The 20,608-nt window shown below is 31.9% G+C and carries 20 protein-coding genes; 16 read left to right on the top strand and 4 right to left on the bottom strand.

What is annotated here, in order from left to right; genetic code table 11:
• Window positions 1–15 precede the first annotated feature (15 nt).
• From BQ9840_RS07885 to BQ9840_RS07850, 8 genes are all read left to right on the top strand, one after another.
• Complete coding sequence (locus tag BQ9840_RS07885) at window positions 16–966, top strand: calcium/sodium antiporter (protein WP_077369274.1); 951 nt, start codon at window positions 16–18, stop codon at window positions 964–966.
• A gap of 177 nt (window positions 967–1,143) precedes the next feature.
• Window positions 1,144–2,499 (top strand): alanine/glycine:cation symporter family protein, encoded by a 1,356-nt coding sequence (locus BQ9840_RS07880; protein WP_077369273.1) that lies wholly within the window; start codon window positions 1,144–1,146, stop codon window positions 2,497–2,499.
• Window positions 2,500–2,655: 156 nt separating this feature from the next.
• Window positions 2,656–3,294, top strand: coding sequence for a cyclodeaminase/cyclohydrolase family protein (locus tag BQ9840_RS07875; protein ID WP_234978636.1), 639 nt, complete (start codon window positions 2,656–2,658; stop codon window positions 3,292–3,294).
• 72 nt (window positions 3,295–3,366) lie between these two features.
• The gene (locus BQ9840_RS07870) at window positions 3,367–4,683 is read left to right on the top strand and encodes an NCS2 family permease (protein ID WP_077369271.1); all 1,317 of its coding nucleotides are present in this window, start codon (window positions 3,367–3,369) and stop codon (window positions 4,681–4,683) included.
• A 53-nt stretch (window positions 4,684–4,736) separates the two neighbouring features.
• Window positions 4,737–6,425 carry an adenine deaminase gene (ade, locus tag BQ9840_RS07865; protein WP_077369270.1) on the top strand — a complete coding sequence of 563 codons (1,689 nt, stop codon included), beginning with the start codon at window positions 4,737–4,739 and terminating at the stop codon, window positions 6,423–6,425.
• Window positions 6,426–6,485: 60 nt separating this feature from the next.
• Window positions 6,486–7,628, top strand: a complete 1,143-nt coding sequence (locus BQ9840_RS07860) for an aminotransferase class V-fold PLP-dependent enzyme (protein WP_077369269.1) — start codon at window positions 6,486–6,488, stop codon at window positions 7,626–7,628.
• A 16-nt stretch (window positions 7,629–7,644) separates the two neighbouring features.
• Window positions 7,645–8,163 (top strand): DUF4446 family protein, encoded by a 519-nt coding sequence (locus BQ9840_RS07855; protein ID WP_077369268.1) that lies wholly within the window; start codon window positions 7,645–7,647, stop codon window positions 8,161–8,163.
• A gap of 66 nt (window positions 8,164–8,229) precedes the next feature.
• Complete coding sequence (locus tag BQ9840_RS07850; protein ID WP_077369267.1) at window positions 8,230–8,508, top strand: YkuS family protein; 279 nt, start codon at window positions 8,230–8,232, stop codon at window positions 8,506–8,508.
• Window positions 8,509–8,636: 128 nt separating this feature from the next.
• Here BQ9840_RS07850 and yyaC read toward each other — a convergent pair whose 3' ends face one another.
• Window positions 8,637–9,221: a spore protease YyaC gene (yyaC, locus tag BQ9840_RS07845; protein ID WP_077369266.1), complete on the bottom strand. Its 585-nt coding sequence runs from the start codon at window positions 9,219–9,221 to the stop codon at window positions 8,637–8,639.
• Window positions 9,222–9,486: 265 nt separating this feature from the next.
• Here yyaC and BQ9840_RS13020 point away from each other — a divergent pair, with 265 nt between their 5' ends.
• The 5 genes from BQ9840_RS13020 to BQ9840_RS12525 all read left to right on the top strand — a co-directional run bounded on the left by BQ9840_RS13020 (window position 9,487) and on the right by BQ9840_RS12525 (window position 12,957).
• Window positions 9,487–10,893, top strand: coding sequence for a M23 family metallopeptidase (locus BQ9840_RS13020; RefSeq protein WP_077369265.1), 1,407 nt, complete (start codon window positions 9,487–9,489; stop codon window positions 10,891–10,893).
• A 383-nt stretch (window positions 10,894–11,276) separates the two neighbouring features.
• On the top strand, window positions 11,277–11,954 hold the full coding sequence (locus BQ9840_RS07835) for a hypothetical protein (protein ID WP_077369264.1): 678 nt from the start codon (window positions 11,277–11,279) through the stop codon (window positions 11,952–11,954).
• 18 nt (window positions 11,955–11,972) lie between these two features.
• Window positions 11,973–12,152, top strand: coding sequence for a hypothetical protein (locus BQ9840_RS07830; RefSeq protein WP_077369263.1), 180 nt, complete (start codon window positions 11,973–11,975; stop codon window positions 12,150–12,152).
• Entirely contained in the window at window positions 12,142–12,531 is a 390-nt protein-coding gene (locus BQ9840_RS07825) for a hypothetical protein (protein ID WP_077369262.1), read from the top strand. Before BQ9840_RS07830 ends, BQ9840_RS07825 begins: the two co-directional genes overlap by 11 nt.
• A gap of 264 nt (window positions 12,532–12,795) precedes the next feature.
• Entirely contained in the window at window positions 12,796–12,957 is a 162-nt protein-coding gene (locus BQ9840_RS12525) for a hypothetical protein (protein WP_159436120.1), read from the top strand.
• 157 nt (window positions 12,958–13,114) lie between these two features.
• On the opposite strand, the gene BQ9840_RS07820 is transcribed toward BQ9840_RS12525, so the two are convergent.
• Entirely contained in the window at window positions 13,115–15,046 is a 1,932-nt protein-coding gene (locus BQ9840_RS07820) for a tetratricopeptide repeat protein (protein WP_077369261.1), read from the bottom strand.
• A 94-nt stretch (window positions 15,047–15,140) separates the two neighbouring features.
• Window positions 15,141–15,485, bottom strand: coding sequence for a carboxymuconolactone decarboxylase family protein (locus BQ9840_RS07815; RefSeq protein WP_077369260.1), 345 nt, complete (start codon window positions 15,483–15,485; stop codon window positions 15,141–15,143).
• A 240-nt stretch (window positions 15,486–15,725) separates the two neighbouring features.
• Here BQ9840_RS07815 and BQ9840_RS07810 point away from each other — a divergent pair, with 240 nt between their 5' ends.
• Window positions 15,726–16,361: a rhomboid family intramembrane serine protease gene (locus BQ9840_RS07810; RefSeq protein WP_077369259.1), complete on the top strand. Its 636-nt coding sequence runs from the start codon at window positions 15,726–15,728 to the stop codon at window positions 16,359–16,361.
• A gap of 57 nt (window positions 16,362–16,418) precedes the next feature.
• Here BQ9840_RS07810 and BQ9840_RS07805 read toward each other — a convergent pair whose 3' ends face one another.
• Window positions 16,419–17,291, bottom strand: coding sequence for a MurR/RpiR family transcriptional regulator (locus tag BQ9840_RS07805; RefSeq protein WP_200804897.1), 873 nt, complete (start codon window positions 17,289–17,291; stop codon window positions 16,419–16,421).
• A 168-nt stretch (window positions 17,292–17,459) separates the two neighbouring features.
• Here BQ9840_RS07805 and gndA point away from each other — a divergent pair, with 168 nt between their 5' ends.
• Window positions 17,460–18,860: an NADP-dependent phosphogluconate dehydrogenase gene (gene gndA, locus BQ9840_RS07800; RefSeq protein WP_077369257.1), complete on the top strand. Its 1,401-nt coding sequence runs from the start codon at window positions 17,460–17,462 to the stop codon at window positions 18,858–18,860.
• A gap of 31 nt (window positions 18,861–18,891) precedes the next feature.
• The gene (locus BQ9840_RS07795) at window positions 18,892–20,604 is read left to right on the top strand and encodes an ABC transporter permease (protein ID WP_077369256.1); all 1,713 of its coding nucleotides are present in this window, start codon (window positions 18,892–18,894) and stop codon (window positions 20,602–20,604) included.
• Window positions 20,605–20,608 lie beyond the last annotated feature (4 nt).

Here is a 20,608-nt window from a genome sequence, read left to right as displayed (position 1 = left end):
TGGCTGGTGGTAATAATGGAAAACTTATTAGTGTTTGCTGTTTTTTTTATTGGTCTCGTTATTATAGTAAAAGGTGGAGATATGTTTGTGGATTCAGCTATTTGGATAGCTGAAAAAACTGGAATACCCTCAATGATAATAGGAGCAACAATCGTGAGCATTGCAACAACTTTGCCAGAGTTATTTGTATCCACAGTTGCTAGCAATCAAGGTCACTCAGATATGGCTATAGGAAATGCCATAGGTTCAAGTATTTGCAATATTGCTTTTATCATTGGCTTATGTGCATTTATCAAACCAATAAAGATAAATAGAGCTTCATTTAGTTTGAAAGGATTCATAATGATAGTATGTGTTGTAGTATTCTATGTTTTTGCTTTTGATGGAGTTGTAGATTTTGGTGAAGGAATTTTTCTAATGGTAATATTTTCAATATTTATTATGATGAATATAATTGAATTAAAAAGTCAAAATAAAAATATCCAAAAAAACAAAAAATCTATTTCCTATAATAAAAAAGAAATATTTGTAAATATAATCAAATTTGTTCTAGGCGCACTTTTCATTGTCATAGGCGCACATATATTAGTAGATACTGGGATAAAAATATCCCAAATGCTAAGAATACCAAAACAAGTTGTCAGCCTAACACTATTAGCAGTAGGAACTTCACTGCCAGAATTGGTTACAGCAATAGTAGCACTTATCAAAGGAGAATCAAATATATCTGTAGGAAATATCATCGGTGCCAATATATTAAATCTAACAAGTGTTATAGGAGCTTCAACTCTTGTAAGCGATCATGGTCTACTTGTAAATAGGCAAACATTGTTTTTAGATACTCCCTTTTCATTTTTAATAATGATTTTGTTTGTATTAAGTGGTTTTTTAAAAGGAGAGATAAACAGAAAAACAGGAGCTTTGCTACTAATTTTATATATAATATACCTTTTAATATTGTTTTGAAAAAAAGATTCCAGTTTTGGGATCTTTTTTTTTAATAAAAAAACATAGTATTGATAAAAATAATTATTGAAACTTATATATTTTTTTGTTAGAATATTTAAACCAATAGCATACATTACATTAGCGTACTAAAGCTATACTTTGGAAAACAAATAAAAATAGCAAAGGAGGTACGAAATGAATTTTCCGAAAATTATAAACATTATAAACACTGTGTTATGGGATTATCTATTAATATTTTTGTTAGTTGGAGTAGGAATATATTATACATTTAGACTAAGATTTATTCAAATAAGGAAATTTAGACCTGCAATGAAGCAAGTTTTTGGCGGTATTTTTAAAAAAGACGAAAGAGCAAATAAAGATGGTATGTCTTCCTTCCAAGCTCTTGCAACAGCTATAGCTGCTCAAGTAGGTACAGGAAACTTAGCAGGAGTAGCTACAGCCATAGCCTCTGGAGGCCCTGGTGCAATATTTTGGATGTGGGTAAGTGCATTCTTTGGAATGGGTACTATCTTTGCCGAAGCAGTACTTGCTCAAATTTTTAAAGATAGAGTTGATGGAGAAGTAACAGGAGGACCAGCTTATTATATCAGCAAAGGTCTTAAAAACAAGACTCTGGCTAAATTTTTAGCTGCATTCTTCGCAGTAGCCATCATTATAGCATTAGGTTTTGTAGGAAATATGGTACAGTCAAATTCCATAGCTGCCTCCATGAACAAAGCATTTGGAGTATCTGAATTAGTGGTAGGTATAGCAATAGCTATTTTAGCTTATTTAATATTTTCTGGTGGAATGGGTAGAATAGCTTCCTTTACTGAATTGGTCGTTCCTATTATGGCTATACTATATATACTAGGTTGTTTGATAATAGTTATTGTAAATTACAAAAACATTGGACCAACATTTCAAATGATTTTTGAAGGTGCCTTTAACCCTCAGGCAATAGCTGGTGGAATATTTGGGGCCTCTGTAAAACAAGTAATAAGGTACGGGGTAGCAAGAGGTCTATTTTCAAATGAAGCAGGTATGGGTTCAACACCTCATGCTCATGCTGTAGCAAAGGTTAAATATCCTTCAGAACAAGGTTTTGTAGCTATAGTAGGAGTAATCATTGACACTGTAGTCATATGTACACTAACAGCTCTAGTAATAATAATGACAGGTGCCTTTACATCTGGTGAAACTGGCCCATTACTTACACAATTAGCTTTCACAAAAGCATTTGGTAAATATGGTAATCCGTTCATAGCTATAAGTTTATTGTTCTTTGCCTTTTCTACAATAATAGGATGGTATTTCTTTGGAGAAGCAAATATCAAATTTTTGTTTGGAAAAAAGGGAATACTATTCTATAGAATATTGGTATTAGCATTTATAATACTAGGCTCAACATTGGAAGTAAAGTTGGTATGGGATATGGCAGACACCTTCAATGGTCTGATGGTACTTCCTAACATCATAGCATTATTTGTTCTTAGTCCAAAGGTTATTGAAAGTTTAAGAGATTATGAAAAAGTTACAAAACAATAAATATACATTTGTAGGGGAGAGCTTAGCTCTCCCGTTTTTTTTAGTTCTCCCTTTATTTTAACAAATATATCAATAAATCAATTTAAATATTTCGATAAATTTGATATACTTAAAAACATAGGTAACGACATTTGATTATAACAAGGAGGCGGTATTTTGTTAATTGAAAAAACTGTAAAAGATTTTGTAAGCCAAGTAGCTAGTAACGAACCAGCTCCAGGAGGAGGAAGTGTTTCAGCATTAGCAGGAAGCTTAGGTGCAGGTCTAACTAGTATGGTTGGAAACTTAACTGTAGGCAGAAAGGCTTATGAAAAATTAGATGATTGTCAAAAAAAGACCATAGATGAAAACTTAGAAAAACTTCAAGGTTTAATATCAAGATTAAATGAAATAGTTGATGAAGACACTACATCATTTAACAAAGTAATGGAAGCAATGAAATTGCCAAAAGAAACAGAAGAAGAAAAATCCATAAGAAGAAAGGCAATAGAAGATGCTACAAAAATAGCTCTAGAAGTTCCTCTAAACTGTGCTAAAGAATGTCTAGCAGTACTAAGACTTCAAAAACCTTTTGCACAATATGGAAACCAAAATGCCATAACAGATGTAGGAGTAGGTTCACTATTAGCATACTCAGGACTAGAAGGTGCACTATTCAATGTAAAAATCAATCTATTAGGCATCAAAGACGAAGAATATGTAAACAAAATTCAAAATGAAATAGATAGCATACTAAAAGAAGGAAAAGAACTAAAAGAAGAAGTATTAGAAATAGTATATGAAAAACTAAGTTAGTAAAGACAAAAGTAGACCTAAGGCAAAACCATAGGTCTCCTTTTGCTTAATAAAATAAAAGGAGGAAGTGAGATGTCAAATGGTTCAGTAAATGAAGGTTTCCTGGAAAAAACCTTCAGACTAAGAGAAAACAAAACTGATGTAAAAACTGAAGTATTAGCAGGAATTACTACATTTATGACGATGGCTTATATACTAAGTGTAAATCCGCTAATATTAGGTGATGCTGGAATGGATAAGGGAGGAGTATTTACAGCCACCGCATTATCAGCAGTAATAGGAACACTCATAATGGCATTATATGCAAACTATCCATTTGCACTAGCGCCAGGTATGGGACTTAACGCATTCTTTGCTTATTCAGTAGTTATAGTAATGGGACACTCATGGCAATTTGCTCTAACTGCAGTATTTTTAGAAGGTATAGTTTTTATAGTATTATCACTATTTGGAGTAAGAGAGGCAATATTCAATGCCATACCAATGAATCTTAAAAAAGCAGTTTCAGTAGGAATAGGGCTTTTCATTGCCTGTATAGGACTATCCAATGTAGGAATCATACAACAAGGTGAAGGAGTCATACTATCACTAGGTAATTTAGGTGAAAGACCAGCACTATTAGCTATCATAGGACTTATAATAATGGGAGTATTACTTGCAAAAAAAGTTAAAGGTGCATTACTAATAGGTATAATAGTTACTACATTAATAGGTATCCCAATGGGAGTTACAGAACCAATAACCAAAATAGTTCAATTACCACCATCATTAAAACCAGTAGCATTCCAATTTGTTTGGAGTGAAATATTCACAAAAGACATGTTTGTAGTATTGTTCACATTCCTATTCGTTGACGTATTTGACACTATAGGTACTCTTGTAGGAGTATCCTCGAAAGCAAAAATGCTTGACAAAGATGGAAAACTTCCAAAAGTAAAACAAGCCCTATTTGCAGATGCAGTAGGTACAGTTGCAGGAGCTTGCTTAGGAACTAGTACAGTAACAACATATGTAGAAAGTGCTTCAGGAGTAGCAGAAGGTGGTAGAACTGGTCTAACATCCTTTACAACTGCATGTCTATTTGCATTAGCACTAATATTCTCCCCAATATTCATAGCAGTTCCAGGAGCAGCTACAGCACCAGCATTGATATTAGTAGGATTGTTCATGATGAGTCCAATAAAAGAAATTGATCTAGATGATTTCACAGAAGCAATACCAGCATTCTTAACTATCATCATGATGCCATTAGCATATAGCATCGCAGAAGGAATAGTATTTGGAATGGTATCCTATGTAGTACTAAAACTATTAACTGGAAAATGGAAAGATATATCCATTGTAATGTTCATACTATCCATACTATTCGTAGTGAAATTCTTTATCTAAAAAATATACCACCTTCCATTTGGGAGGTGGTATTTACACTTAAGGAGGAAAAAATGAAACTAGAAGAATTAAAGAATAAAATAACCATTGCAAAAGGAGACAAAAAAGCACAATTAGTTCTAAAAAACTGCAAAATAATCAATGTATTTACAAATGAAATAATAGAAGGAGATGTGGCCATAGAAAAAGATACCATTGTAGGAATCGGCCAATATGATGGTATAGAAGAAATAGATTTAAAAGGAAAATACCTATCCCCTGGATTCATAGATGGACATGTTCACATAGAATCTTCCATGGTAACTCCAGCTCAATTTGCCAAGGCAATAGTACCAAGAGGTACCACAAGCATAATAGCAGATCCCCATGAGATTGCCAATGTAAAGGGAATAGATGGCATCAAATATATTTTAGAAGATAGTAAAAACTTACCTCTAGATGTATTTGTAATGCTTCCTAGCTGTGTTCCAGCAACACCCTTTGAAAACTCAGGTGCAAAACTCGAGGCTGATGATCTAAAAGAACTCATAGGTGAAGAAAGAGTATTAGGTCTAGGAGAATTGATGAACTATCCAGGAGTAATAAATACAGATGAATCTGTACTTCAAAAGATAATCATGGCAGAAGGGAAAAAAATAGATGGCCATGGTCCAATAATCTCAGACAAAGAGCTAAATGCATACATAGTAGCAGGTATATCCACAGAACATGAATGCTCCACATTAGAAGAGATGTTAAACAGACTGAGATTGGGTATGTATGTACTAATCAGAGAGGGTTCAGCAGCCAAAAACCTCAAAGAACTCATAAAAGCTGTAAGTAAAGACAACTTGAGAAGATGTCTATTTTGCACTGACGACAAACATCCAGAAGAAATTCTCAAAGATGGTCATATAGATTACAATATCAAATTGGCAATAGAATCAGGCATAGACCCAATAGACGCTATCAAAATGGCAACACTAAACAGTGCAGAATGCTATGGCCTAAAGGGAAAAGGAGCTATTGCTCCAGGATATACTGCGGATCTAGTAGTTATAGACAATTTAAAAGACTTCAATATATTGAAAGTATTTAAAAATGGAAAAGCAGTAAGTGAAAATCTACAACCCCTATTTCAAGGAACACCATCAAGTACAGAAAAGGTTGCAAACTCTGTTAACATTCAAAAGATAAAACGAGAGGATTTAGATTTACAACTGAAATCGGAAAATGTAAATGTCATAGGTATAGAGCCTCATAGTTTAGTCACAAAAAAACTTGAAAGAAAAATGAATGACAATCTACTAAAAGTTGCAGTCATAGAAAGACACAACAAAACTGGAAACATTGGCCTAGGCCTTGTAGAGGGTTTTGGTCTTAAAAATGGTGCAATAGCATCTACAATTGCTCACGACTCTCATAATATAATAGTGATAGGAGATAATGATGAAGATATGCTATACTGCATAGAAGAAATCCAAAGAATAGGTGGGGGAATAACAATTGTATCCAATGGAAAAGTACTAGATAGCCTTCCCCTAACTATTGCAGGTCTCATGTCTAGTGAGCCACTAGAAATAGTAAATAAAAAATACAAAAATATGCTAAAAATCGCCCATGAAGAGCTAAATGTAAATAGTGAAATAGAACCATTTATGACACTATCATTTATAGCCCTCCCAGTGATACCAGAGCTGAAAATAACAGATATGGGACTTTTCTATGTCAATGATTTCAAATTCATTTTTCTTTGCAATTAGCATTTGATATGACATATAATATGTTATAATAAAAATATCAATCAACTTGGGGGTGTAGATGTGATTTATTTTGACAATGCGGCGACTTCCTTTCCTAAACCTACAATAGTTTATGACAGAATAATGGAAGTAATGAAGGAATATGGTGCAAACCCAGGAAGAGCAGGTCATAAGATGGCACTGAAAGCAGGTAGGGAAATATATGAAACAAGAGAGATTTTAGCAAAACTGTTCAATATAAAAAATCCTATGAATGTAATATTCACATTTAATTGTACAGATAGCCTAAACTTAGGGATAAAAGGAATACTAAATCCAGGAGATCATGTAGTAACAACTTCAATGGAACACAATTCAGTTCTAAGACCATTAAAACATCTGGAAAAAGTAGGTGTAGAAGTAACAATAGTACAAGGTGATTCTAAGGGTAGAATAAACCCATTGGATATACAAAAGGCAATCAAAAATAATACTAAGATGATAATAACCACTCATGTATCCAATCTAACAGGAACAATAATGCCCATCATGGAGATAGGGCAAATAGCCAAAAAACATGGACTAATATACATGGTAGATGGAGCCCAATCAGCAGGGGTATATGATATAGATGTAGAAAAGATGAACATAGACCTTCTAGCATTTCCAGGTCATAAGGGACTACTTGGACCTCAAGGCACAGGAGGACTATATATAAGGGAAGGCATAGAGGTAAAGGAACTAAAAGCAGGTGGAACTGGAAGTGCCTCAGACATACTATATCAACCAGAAATATTGCCAGACAAATATGAAAGCGGAACTCCAAATGCACCAGGAATCATAGGATTAGGAGAAGGTGTAAAATACATCTTAGAAACAGGCATAGAAAACATCAGAAAAAAAGAAGAAGAATTGACATCACATTTCATAGAAGAACTACTAAAAATTGATGGTATAAAAATATATGGACCACAGGATGTAAGGGAACAAGGTGCAGTAGTAACTATAAACATAAGAGACGAAGACTCATCTGAAGTAAGCTATATACTAGATGAAGAATACAATATAGGTGTAAGATCCGGACTACACTGTGCACCACTAGCTCACAAGACAGTAGGCTCCTTCAAGCAAGGTGCAGTAAGATTTAGTTTTGGACCTTTCAACACTCATGAAGAAATAGATTTGGGAGTTAAAGCTATTAAACAAATTTCTAAAGAGATATAATGGAGAGGGGAAACATATGGAACAACTTAAAGAGATAATCATTGAATATAATGTAGAAATAATTATAGGACTAATGGCAGCATTTTTAGTAGTTTTAATCCTATATCTAATAGAACAGTTTAGAGTAGGAAGAATAACTGAAAAGTACAATGCATTAGTAAAAGATGTAGAAGGTATAAATCTAGAAGAGTTGATACTTGAAACTCTAAAAGAAATAGAAGGAGTAAGAGCTGATACAGAAAAACTTGAAAGTAGATGTCAAGAATTAGACTCTAGACTAAAATATGCAATACAAAAAGTAGGAATGATAAGATACAATGCCTTTGCAGACATGGGAAGTGAACTAAGCTTTTCCCTTGCATTACTAGATGACAATCTAAACGGAGTAGTCATCACCAGTATATTTGGCAGAGAATACACCACTTCATATGGCAAACCTATAGTCAAAGGACAATCAAAATACCCACTTTCTGTTGAAGAAATGCAAGCCATAGATAGAGCCATTCATGGAGAAGATCAAATCATGGCTCGTTAAAAATAAATATTGAATAAAAAAACCTTCTTAACAAATAATATTATTAAAAATAAGGAGGTTTTTTTAATGTCTAGGAGAATAGGAGTACAAGATGATTTAGAAAATGTAAAAAGAGAACTAGAAAACAGAGGCTATATAGTCACTTCTATGGATGATGAAAATATAGAAGCAGCAATATATCAAAACCCAGAAGGACAAAGCCCATACTTAAGCAACTATATAAATATGAATATGGGATTTACCACAGTAAATGGAATGGGAACACTACTCATAAATGCAGACGGAAGAACTATAGATGAAATAGATGAGATAATAAAAAGCAGAGTATATACTGACTTGTTTTAATAGACAAACAAAAACCTCGAGAAAATCCCGAGGTTTTTAAATAATATTTAAATGGACAGGTCTTTGACAATATAATTATACCACATATGCCAAAATATATACAATTTTTCGATGTTTTTCGCAAAAAATTAATTGGATTTAATCTTTTTGTATTTGATCATACAAAGATGTATACTTTTAGAAATAACTTCAGCCATCCTCATCACCAAATTCAAACGAGTATTTTGAAGGACTACATACTCCATGATACCAGAAGCATTTACAACTCCAGTAATGCTTACATGCCCTATAGTAGGTAGTATTTTGTTTACTCCTAGTCCAGGCTTTAATGGCCCTTTTCTTATATTAATAAATCCTATCTTATCAAACTGACCTAAAGAGGCATCTATAGCCAATATAAATGGGTTTGAAAAATTAGCATATATGTATTCTATTTTTTCTTCTAAATTTTTTGCATGAACAGGCTCATCAAGAGTACCCAGCAAAACAACTTCCTTATGCTTAAACAACATAGATTTCAATTTGTATCCAACCAAGGGTCCTAGGGAATCTCCAGTAGATCTATCAGAGCCTATACAAAGAATAACTACTTGATCATAATCAAATACTTTAGACTGAATAAAAGTATCAAACATATAATTGCTAAGATCATATACAGCCATGGGAGAATAGCAATTTACTGAAGAAGACTCTATCTTAGGGTTTAAATTCATACTTGCCTCCTAATAAAATTTATATTTATATATTTATTAATAAAAACCATTTAATAGAAGTCTTCCCTATAACAAATTATAAATACATAGGAATAATTTAAATTAAATTGAATAAAATAATGTAAATAAAAATATTTGATAATATAAAGAATTGTGATATAATGTACAAGTGTTATATACAAATAAGTTACAAAAAGGTTACAAAGTAGTTACAACAAAAACTTTTTGGTTTGAAGCTTAAACCAAAATAGGAAGGAGTCTAACTATGGAACTACCTAATGAACATTTCAACTTTAAAGATCATCTTAGGAAGCTTAGACCCAAAAATTTAAATACGAAAAACAGCTTAATGGCATTGACAATAATAGTATTGATAGCATGTATTGGGATAATATTAAAGGTAGATGAGGTAAAGACTAGAGCGTTTTCTATTAAATTTGGAGGAGAGGATCTAGGAACAGTAAGAGATAGAGAAGTTGCAGAAAAATTAATAGAACAGATAGAAAAAGAATTGGCAAGTACATATGATGTGGAAATAGTATTGGATAAGAAAATAGAATTTGTAGATACTCATGCAAAAGATGAAGAAATAATCACTGAAACTGATTTGAGAAAAAATATCAGATCAAAATTAACTTTTCTTGTCAGCGGCTATGTTCTACAAATTGATGGGAAGGACATTGGAGCCTTCAAGACCAAAAAAGAAGCAGATGAACTACTCTATGCAGTTAAATCACCATATATTGAAGGAATAAACGAAAATTCAAATATAGAAGAAGTGACTTTTGTAGAAGATGTAAAGGTAGTAAAAAAAGACATACCTATGTCACAAGTTAAATCATTAGATGAAGTAAAATCTATAATAGCTACAGGTACAACTGAAGAGAAAACTCATATTGTAGAAGAAGGAGAAAGCTACTGGACAATAGCAGCAAAATACAATATGACAGTAGATGAATTGATAAGTGCAAATCCAGGAAAAGATCCAGAAAAAATTTATCTTGGAGATGAAGTGAGCCTAATAGTGCCAAAACCACTTATCACAATAGCTACAGTAGAAGAAGTACAATACGAACAAGAACTAGCATATGAAACAAAGATAGAACAAAATACATCCATGTACAAAAACGAAAAGAAAGTAAAAGTAAAAGGTGTAAAAGGTAAGAGCAATATATTAGCAAAGGTAACAAAACATAATGGAGTAGAAGTAGAAAGAAAGATCATCAAAGAAGAAATAGTCTCTAAACCTGTGGACGAATTGATAGTAAAGGGTACCAAAAAACTTCCATTAACAGCAGCAACAGGTGCATTCATATTGCCTACTAGAGGATCACTATCTTCTAGATATGGAATGAGAAGAGGAAGAATGCATAAGGGAATCGACTTAGCAGCAAGAATAGGAACTCCAATAAATGCAGCAGATGGAGGAACAGTAACCTTTGCAGGATATAGAGGAGCATATGGCTATCTAGTAGAAGTAAATCATGGCAATGGCTTTGTTACAAGATATGGTCATTGTAGTAAGATATATGTAAAAAAAGGTACCAAAGTATATAAAGGTCAAAAAATAGCTGCCGTAGGAAACACTGGCAGAAGCACAGGACCACATCTACACTTTGAAGTACTAAAAAATGGGGTACACCAAAACCCATCAAAATACGTTGGAAAATAATATATGTGTATATAAAACCAGAAGCTGAGGCTTCTGGTTTGTTTTGTGAGTCACGGTCCCCTGACTCATTATCAGATTAGTGAGTTAATATAATTGCGAGTAATCTTACTAGATTAGATGTACTAAAGTAAGTAGATTAGTATGGATGGTGTGTTTATATGAGCAGAAAGAAGTGTAAAAAATGAATAAGAGAAAAATGTAGAAAGATGTATTAAAATAATTCTCTTATTTTAAAAAAATATGATACAATAAATATAATAGGTACTTAAATTTAAAGAGTTTAGATGAATAATTGTGATAAATGGGTAATAATTATTATAAATTAGTAAATAATAATTATCATATGAATATAATATTATGAATGATATAAAGGAGGGAAGAGGATGATTATTAGTGATTTTTTGAGTATGTTAAATTTGCATAATTGGATTAAGGGTTTAAATATATCCTCTTCAATAAAATTTGATAAAAAAAGTTCATATTTTGGATCAGATAATATTTCTAAGTATACAAATTTAGATTGTTTAGTAAATATAAATAAAATAACCTATTATAATTATCTCCATAATTATCTTTATTTTGTTCAGGAATATATTCGAAGATATGATCCAATATTTTCTTTTAGTGACTTTACAAATGTATATGAAATAAAGGATCATTATGAAGATATAGATAGTGTTGAGGCACAAGTTTTTTTAGAAACCGTAATGGAAGAAGGAATAGAAAAGATAAGTTTATTTTTAGATAATCTTAATGTTTATGATTATGATGAAGATATTTTTCATATGTTTAAGTATTATAATTTTTTAATAGAAGATTTTGTAGAGCATGATCATGTTTCTCAAGATGTATTTTTGATAGAGGGTATGATAGAGCCTTTTAAAAAAGCTAATGATTTTTTAATATCTAATGAATATACAAGTAGAAATCAATGTAATGAAAACATAAGTATTGATTTTGATTACTCTATTGAATGGGTAGTTCCCCTAGAAGAAGATAGTAATTTTATAATTGAAAATAATAGTGAAAAGTCTGCTTGCAAGCAGACTTTATTAATATAAAAAAGGAGTGATTTCAATATGAAAGTTGATAGGAATTTATATCATGAAATCCAGCTTAGAAATGTACAATTAGTTGAATTAAATTGTAAATTTAATGAAGATGTTAAAATGGATATGAAAAAAAGAATTCCAATTAATATAAGTATGAATAGTAGTTCAAAGGTAATTTCCAGACAAGCTGTCTTCTATGTATTCTAGAAGGGATAGTATTTTTGATTATGGATGTAAGGTTATAATAGATGGAGTTGAAATAGAGTACATTGATGTATCTGGAGATTTTAACAAAGATAGAAAGACTATAGATATAGCTGGTTATAATTTGATAAATTCAGAATTTTATGAATTAAAAGTAAGACCAGATAGTTTCAAGGATAATGTAATAAAATATCTTAATATATTGAAGTTAGAAGCTTTATCCAATAAAATAAGCGAAAATATAAAAGTAGGTTGTGTAAGCTTAGAGTCAAGAGTAAGTTTGAAAAAACAATTGAAAATAATAAAGAGAAAATATGATGTTGAATATGAAGGTTTGGAAATAATTGGGAAGGATGAAATAAGAGAACTTATAAGTAAGTGACTCAGTTGAATGGTGAGATTTTCTGGAAAAGCATTGTAATCTTAATTAAGGAAGTGGACATTATGATAGAAATAATGAAAAGAAGTGTGGAAAAATGAATAAGAAAAAAATAATATAGAAGATTTCATCTGATAGACATATAAATATAGATAGGTTTAATCATTACTTGAGGGAAATAGCTTATTTTCTCTCATACATGGTGCTGGGCATGTTTACCTCGTATGTAAAATTGAAATACTGAAAAACTATATATGAGGTGATATCATGAAAGATAATAAGAATAAGAAAAAGGTTGACAAAAATTATTTTGATGCAACTAGCTATGAATTAGCTGGTGAGATTGGAATACTTGACAATGAGGAAATGAAACAAAACAAAAAGCTTAATTCTGATAAAAATAAAGGAAAAGAAGAAAAGCATAGATAATTTTACACAGAAATAGCGTATTTCTTATTAAGAAACATAGGAATTGTTACAATTCCTATGTTTCTTTTGTGTTAATTGATGAAATCCTGCATTTTCATGAGGTAATATCGTCATGAGCAGGGGACGTGATATCCTCACCTTACTCAGTTATCATCTTTTAGAGATTAGTAGAATAATTAAATCTTATAACTTTTTTTTCTTTTTTATCAACTACTACAAATAAATCCATAAATCTAAAATCCTCATCTTCTTGGTACATATATATGGATTCATTTTCATCTTCATAAAACAAATTTTTAAGGCCATATAATTTTTCTAGTTTATCTTCGTCAATTCCAACTTCCAAACCTCTTATGGTCTTTATCCCTGGTTTATCTACAAGGATACAGTCATTAAATTTTTGTTTTCCTTCGGGGTCATTTCTCTCTATATAGACAATAGTAAGTCCAGCTTTTTTGTACTCATACATATTACAATCTTCATTAATACGCTCTACTAATTCTACTTCTCCTGAACCTAATATTTTCGTAATATTATCTATATCATTATCAACAAATATGGTTTTATCACCTATTAACAGCTTGTAATCATCTTCTACTAGACGCTCCGGATAATAGATTTCTTCAATTTCTTCAATTTCTTCAGTTTCTTCAGTTTCCTCGACTTGTTCAGGTTCAGAAATAGTGATTACACGCACTCCCTCTACAAATTTGGTTTCCTTTTCCATACCATCTATGTTTTTCACAACAAAGGAAGTGCATTTAAAGCTACCATTTATTTCATTATATAATTCTTCAATATAGCCTAATCTATCGGCACTATATCTAAAAGCACCACCAAAACCGGATAATACACTTATGGTATCTTTATAATCTCCACTATTTTTCAAGGAATAGCCATCTATATAGATTCTAGTTCCATTATCTTTAATAGGTATTCCATTCTCATCATATTGACCATCTTCTATATAGGCAAGTCTATCATTTTTAGCGATTTCTATAATATACTTTGTCTTTAGGCTCTTTGACTCTATTTGGATTTTAAATCCTTCTAATAATTTAATTTCTAAATCACTTTCAAAATTAGTTTCTATTTCTTTAAAGTCATCTTTACTAAATTCATATAAATTAAAATTCTTACCAGAGGTAGCTGACATTCCATAATAAGAAACTATAGCCAACCTATCTAATTCACCTTCTTGTTCATATGCATATAAACTTAAGGAATCTGGGCAAAATTCCTCCATTTTTTTATCCATTACAATTTCTCCTGTTTTCCCATCTATTAAGGCTAAATAGATGTCATTGAAACTATTATCTTCATTGTACATGACCACCAAGTCCATTTTATCCATATTAATAAAATGACCTGTTTGTTTTCCCATAACAGAAAGATCTTTCATCGTTAAAAGTTTAGAATATATTTTAGAAAGTTCTAATCCATCATCCATAGAGTTTAATTTGAGTATTAATTCTTCTACCTTTTCATATTCTCGGTAATTATAGAATCTTTCAATTAAAGCTTCATAGGCTTTTATATCTTTTGAGTCTATCAATTCTCTCTCTAATTCTTTCCTAAGATTACTATCTGAGCGGATAGCCTTATAGGCTAATATTTTAGTATCTAAGTTTTTTATTTTATCTTTAAACTCTTCATAATAATCATCAATACTATTGCTATCTCCATATTCTAAATATATTTCAAATAATTCCTTCAAGATTTCTTCATCATATTTTTCCTTAAGCAAATATTTTAAATAAGTCCTAGCTTCATCTTCATTGCCTACAAAGGCTTGATATTTGGCAAGTCTTATATCTAAGTCTATAGACTCATCTAGTTTATTTTTACCATCCATAATAGCCATTATTTCTTTATCATACTGATGATTTTCCCTATGTAAATCCGCTAATTTAATATAAATATCAGAATCAACTTCTTTTTCCAATGCCTTTAAATAATATTTTTCTGCATTTTCATAATCCTTGGTAGCAAAATACTTGTCCCCTTTATTTTTATAATAATCACTAGTACAACCTGTAAGTAAAAATACAAATACAAACAATAATAAAATAAAAAATTTCTTTTTCATGTTTTCATCTCCATTATGAATATTATTTGAATATTATGAGTCAGGGGGCTGTTTTGAACAGCCCCCTGACTCATTTTGGCTTAAATAAGTTTGATTATTTTGCTAGATATTGTTCCATAACTTCTATGGCCATGGCACCATAAACAGTACCAGGACCTCCTCCCATTAAAATAGCCACTTCTACTGTTTCGTATATTTCTTCTGGTTTAGCTCCAGCATCTAGAGCTGTTTTTACATGACTTTCAATACAACCTTTACATTTAACTACAATAGCTATTCCTAATGCGATTAATTCTTTTGTTTTTAAAGAAAGTGCACCATCTTTTGTAGCTTGATGATGTAGGCCCATAAAAGCTTTCATTACCTCGGGACAGTTTTTGCCTAGTTTACCATATGATTCTTGTAAACATTTTAAGTCTTCAACATGATCAGTAGCCATTAAATAAACCCCCTTTTAATTCTATTTGTTCAAATTATATTATAATATCGGAATACTGTCAATTTTATGAAAAATGATTAGACATATACTATCTACAACCAGAAATGAGTCAGGGGATTGTGAGCAGCCCCCTGACTTGTCCCCTGACTCATGATGTACATATATTGATATAAGCTATTTTTATATTCTCATTATTTTGCTATAATATAGTCAATAGATTGAGAAAGTAGGTGACTATATATGCTTCCACTTAGGGATACTGCTACAAGTAGGAGGATTCCAGTAGCTACAATAACTATTATAGCGATAAATATTGTAGTGTTTGCAAATAGGTTAACATTGCCTTATGATGAGGCTTTAGAAGAGATATATAAATATGCTTTTATACCATCACGGTTTAAGGATGGTTTCATTCATATTGAATCATATATTCCACTGTTCACTAGTATGTTTATGCATGGAGATATATTTCATATTGTTAGTAATATGTGGTCGTTATGGTTGTTTGGAGACAATGTTGAAGACCATATGGGTTCTTTTAATTTTTTTATTTTTTATATATTAACTGGATTGATAGCAGGTCTTGCTCATTTTGTTTTCAATCCAATGTCAAATGTTCCAACGGTTGGGGCATCTGGAGCTATTGCAGGAGTCATGGGAGCATACTTTATGATGTGTCCCAATTCTAAAATAGTGACTTTAGTTCCATTTATACCGTTTTTCATACGAGTGCCAGCTCAAATTTTCTTATTCATATGGTTTATAAGTCAACTTCGTTCAGGTATTAATGGTATCACTGCAGGAGTAGCATGGTGGGCACATATCTTTGGATTTTTAGCAGGATTATTGTTGTATAAAAAATTTATAAAAGATTAAAGGACGAGGGGACAGGTTCACTGTCCCTTTTTGTGAGTCAGGAGACTTATCCGTGACTTATATTCTTGTGATGGCTATGGCATCTCTCATCCTTTTCACTGCTTGGTCAGTTTCATCTTTTCTTTTCATTTTAACGCTTATATATAGTGCATCTATTATACTTAAATGGGCGATTCTAGAGGCAAAAGCTTCAAATTGATATGCTGTTTCTTGAGATACAGCATTTAGAGAGATATCTACTTTTTCATTGATAGGGGATTTTGAAAAAGAAGTTATACCTATACTTTTCGTGCCATTTTCCTTAGCTATATCTACTATGTTCATTATATTTAGATTAGAGCCAGTGTGAGATATTACTATTATTACATCTTTTGGTGTCAACTGTGCAACAGACATAAGTTGCATGTGATAATCCGTATATGAAGATACTTTCAATCCAGTTCTTAGAAATTTGTGATGGGCATCCATGGCAACAGCACCAGAACCACCATTACCATAGAATACTATTTGATCGGCTTCTAATATTGTATTGGCAGCTTTTTCCATGTTTTTGGGGTCAATAGAATACAATGTATCATTTATTGCTGTCATATTGGCCTTAAAAACCTTGTTGATGATAGATTGTTGATCATCATTTTCATCAAGTTCCTCATTTGCATAGCTTTTGATTCCATCAGTAACTTCTGTTGCTAAAGTTATCTTAAGATCTTGGAATCCTTTGAAATTGATTTTTTTGCAAAAACGAAATATTGTAGCATCGGCTAAATCAAGAGCTTCTGCTACTTGACTAATAGTTGAATTTATTAATGTTCTAGGATTATCTATAATATATTCAGCTATTTTTTTTTCCGTTTCATTAAATGTATTATAATTTGATTTTATTTGAAGTATTACACTTGGAGTTGATTTCATAGTATCACCTTTTTTCATATATTATATGTCTTATTTTATTATAACAAAAAAACTAGATAATAAAATACTTATTGAAAATATTTTTCCTAAGGTATATAATAAAAGAAAATAAAATTTTTTTCATGAGTTCAAAAGTTTGTGAAAAAAATTACCATGATTATATTTTATGAAAGAGGAGATATACACATGAATGATATTGGTTTAATTGGACTAGGAGTTATGGGACGAAATCTTGTTTTGAATATAGAAGATAATGGATATAGTGTATCGGTTTTTAACCATACTTCTAGTAAAACTCAGGATTTTGTGAATAATGAAGGAAAAGGTCACAATTTTTCAGGCTTTTGTGATATTGAGGATTTTGTAAATTCATTAGAAAGGCCTAGAAAGATCATACTAATGATAAAGCCTGGTGAACCAGTGGACAGTGTTATTGGACAATTGCTTCCCTACATTGAAGAGGGCGATCTCATCATGGATTGTGGCAATACTCATTTCCCTGATACTACTAGAAGAATGGATGAGTTGAAGGAAAACGGTATATTGTATCTTGGTGTGGGAGTTTCAGGTGGAGAATCTGGAGCATTGAATGGTCCTTCTATTATGCCTGGAGGTTCAAGAGAAGCTTATGGTTTGGTAGAGGATATGTTGGTTAAGATTGCCGCCAATACTGAGGATGGCCGTTGTTGTTCATATGTGGGAGATGGTGCTGCAGGACATTTTGTAAAGATGATACACAATGGCATTGAATATGGTATGATGCAAGCTATTTCTGAAGCTTATGATATTATGCGAAAAGTTTTGAAGCTTTCTTCAGAGGAAATTGCTAAGGAATTTGAAATGTGGAATGAGGGAGAACTTAGTTCATACCTTATGGAGATATCCTACAAGATCATGAATTTTAAAGATGACGAAACCAATAAGCCTATTGTTGATGTGATACTTGATAAGGCTGGACAAAAGGGCACAGGTAAGTGGACAGCTCAAGTGGCTTTGGACCTTGGGATACCTGCTCCATCATTGAGTACAGCTGTAGAGAGCAGAGAGATTTCATTTTTCAAAGAAGATAGAAGAAATCTTTCAAATATGATTTCAAAGTATGATATAGAAGCATTTTCTGATAGAGAAAATCTATTGAAAGAGCTAGAAAATGCATTGTTATTTACCAACTTTATGCTATTTTCCCAAGGAATTTGGGTTATTTCTGAGGCGTCAAAGGTTTATAATTTTAATATAGATATTTCCGAAGTCCTTAGGATATGGAAGGGTGGATGTATTATTAGAGCAGAGATGTTGGATTTCTTCAGGGAAATATTAGCTGAAGACAATGAAAATATCAATCTTTTAAACAATGAAAAATCCTTGACATTTCTTATGGGAAAAGTAAACTCTATTAAATATATATCAAATATTGCCATGGACTACTATGTTCCAACTTTTGCTTTCCATACAGCTTTAGATTATTTCTATAGCATGGTTGAGGAAAATCTTCCAGCCAATCTTATTCAGGCTCAAAGGGATTTCTTTGGGGCCCACACTTACAATAGGATTGATAAGGAAGGCGTATTCCATACTTGTTGGGAATAGCCAGTTTAGGGATTGTGAGGAGTGAAAATTAATGAGTGAAAACACGAGTTGTGTAAAGGAAACAAATAAGGGCAAGCAATATAAGGAAGAATTTCAGAAGCTCATTAGAGATCCAATATTGTTACTAACTATAATTGCAGTTATTATTGCATTATTTGTATTTATTGTTTTGCCTTTGTATGAAGTACTAAAGCAAAGTTTGATTGATTTAGATGGTAATTTTACTTTTAAGGCATATGTAGAATCTTTTACATCTTCATCAAATTTCCAAGCTATATTAAATACTTTGCTTTTGGCAACTATTACAGGAGTTTTGGCCACTGTTGTTGGTTTTATATTTGCCTATGGGGAAGCCTATATAAAGATGCGAGGGAAAAAGCTTTTTAATCTAATTGCACTATTGCCAATGATTTCTCCTCCTTTTGCAATATCATTATCTATTATCTATTTATTTGGTAGTAGAGGGCTTATAACTTATTCCCTATTGGGATTGAAGGATTTTAATATTTATGGTTTACCTGGGCTTATCTTGGTACAAACATTGTCTTTTTTCCCATTGTCTTATTTACTATTAAATGGTGTATTAAAGACTATTGATCCATCTATGGAGGAAGCTTCTCAAAATCTTGGTGGCTCTAGATGGGATACGTTTTCCAAGGTTACTTTGCCTCTTGCAAAGCCAGCTATAGCAAATTCTTTCTTGTTGGTGTTTATCAAGTCAATAGCTGATTTTGGAAACCCTACAGCTATTGGAGGAGGTTTTAATACTTTAGCGGTTCAAATCTATCAGCAGGCAATTGGAAACTATAATTTGGCTAGTGCAGCAGCTCTTTCTATTATACTAATGAATATTTCATTATTGCTATTTGTACTTTCTAAATATTATTTGGAGAGAAAATCCTATGTTACGGTAACTGGAAAGACTGCTAAGGACCGTGTTTTGATAGAAGACAAGCATATTAGAATACCAATATCATTTTTGTGTACTTTTATATCGGCTTTAATTATAATGCTCTATGCCCTTATTCCATTGGGATCTTTTGTGAAGCTATGGGGTATTAATTATTCCTTTACATTGGATCATTATAGATATGCCTTTTCAATCGGTAAGAAGGCTATTGCGGATACCACGATTTTCTCTGCTATTGCTTCTCCTATAACAGGTATTATTTCTATGGTTATTGCTTATTTGATTGTAAGGAAGAGATTTGTTGGAAGAAGTTTCATAGATTTTACATCAGTTATAGGGATTGCAGTACCTGGTACTGTTGTAGGTATAGGGTATATATTGGCCTTCAATTCACCACCAATTGTTTTGACAGGTACGGCAGCTATTATCATTATTGCATTTATTGCTAGGAGTATGCCAGTTGGCATCAAGTCAGGAGTCAATACTCTTCAACAGATAGATCCAAGTATTGAAGAGGCTGCTCAGGATTTGGGAGCAAATTCTTTTAAGGTGTTTACTACTGTTACCCTTCCAATGATTAAGTCGGCGTTTTTAGGAGGATTGGTGTATTCCTTTATCAAGAGTATGACATCTTTGAGTGCTGTTATATTCTTGATTTCAGCTAGAGTTAGATTGCTAACTATTGTTGTACTTGATCAAGTTGAAGTAGGTAAGTTTGGTACGGCTTCTGCTTTTTCAACAATACTAATAATAATTGTATATATTGCTATATTTATCATGTACAAGCTTGTTGGATTGCTAGGTGGAAGCAAAGATAGCATTAAGTTAACTTAAAGGA

It is taken from the genome of Anaerosalibacter sp. Marseille-P3206, from assembly GCF_900155565.1.
Classification (GTDB): domain Bacteria; phylum Bacillota; class Clostridia; order Tissierellales; family Sporanaerobacteraceae; genus FUHM01.
Note: the sequence above shows the minus strand (reverse complement) of the source record. Positions and strands in the feature narration are given on the sequence as shown.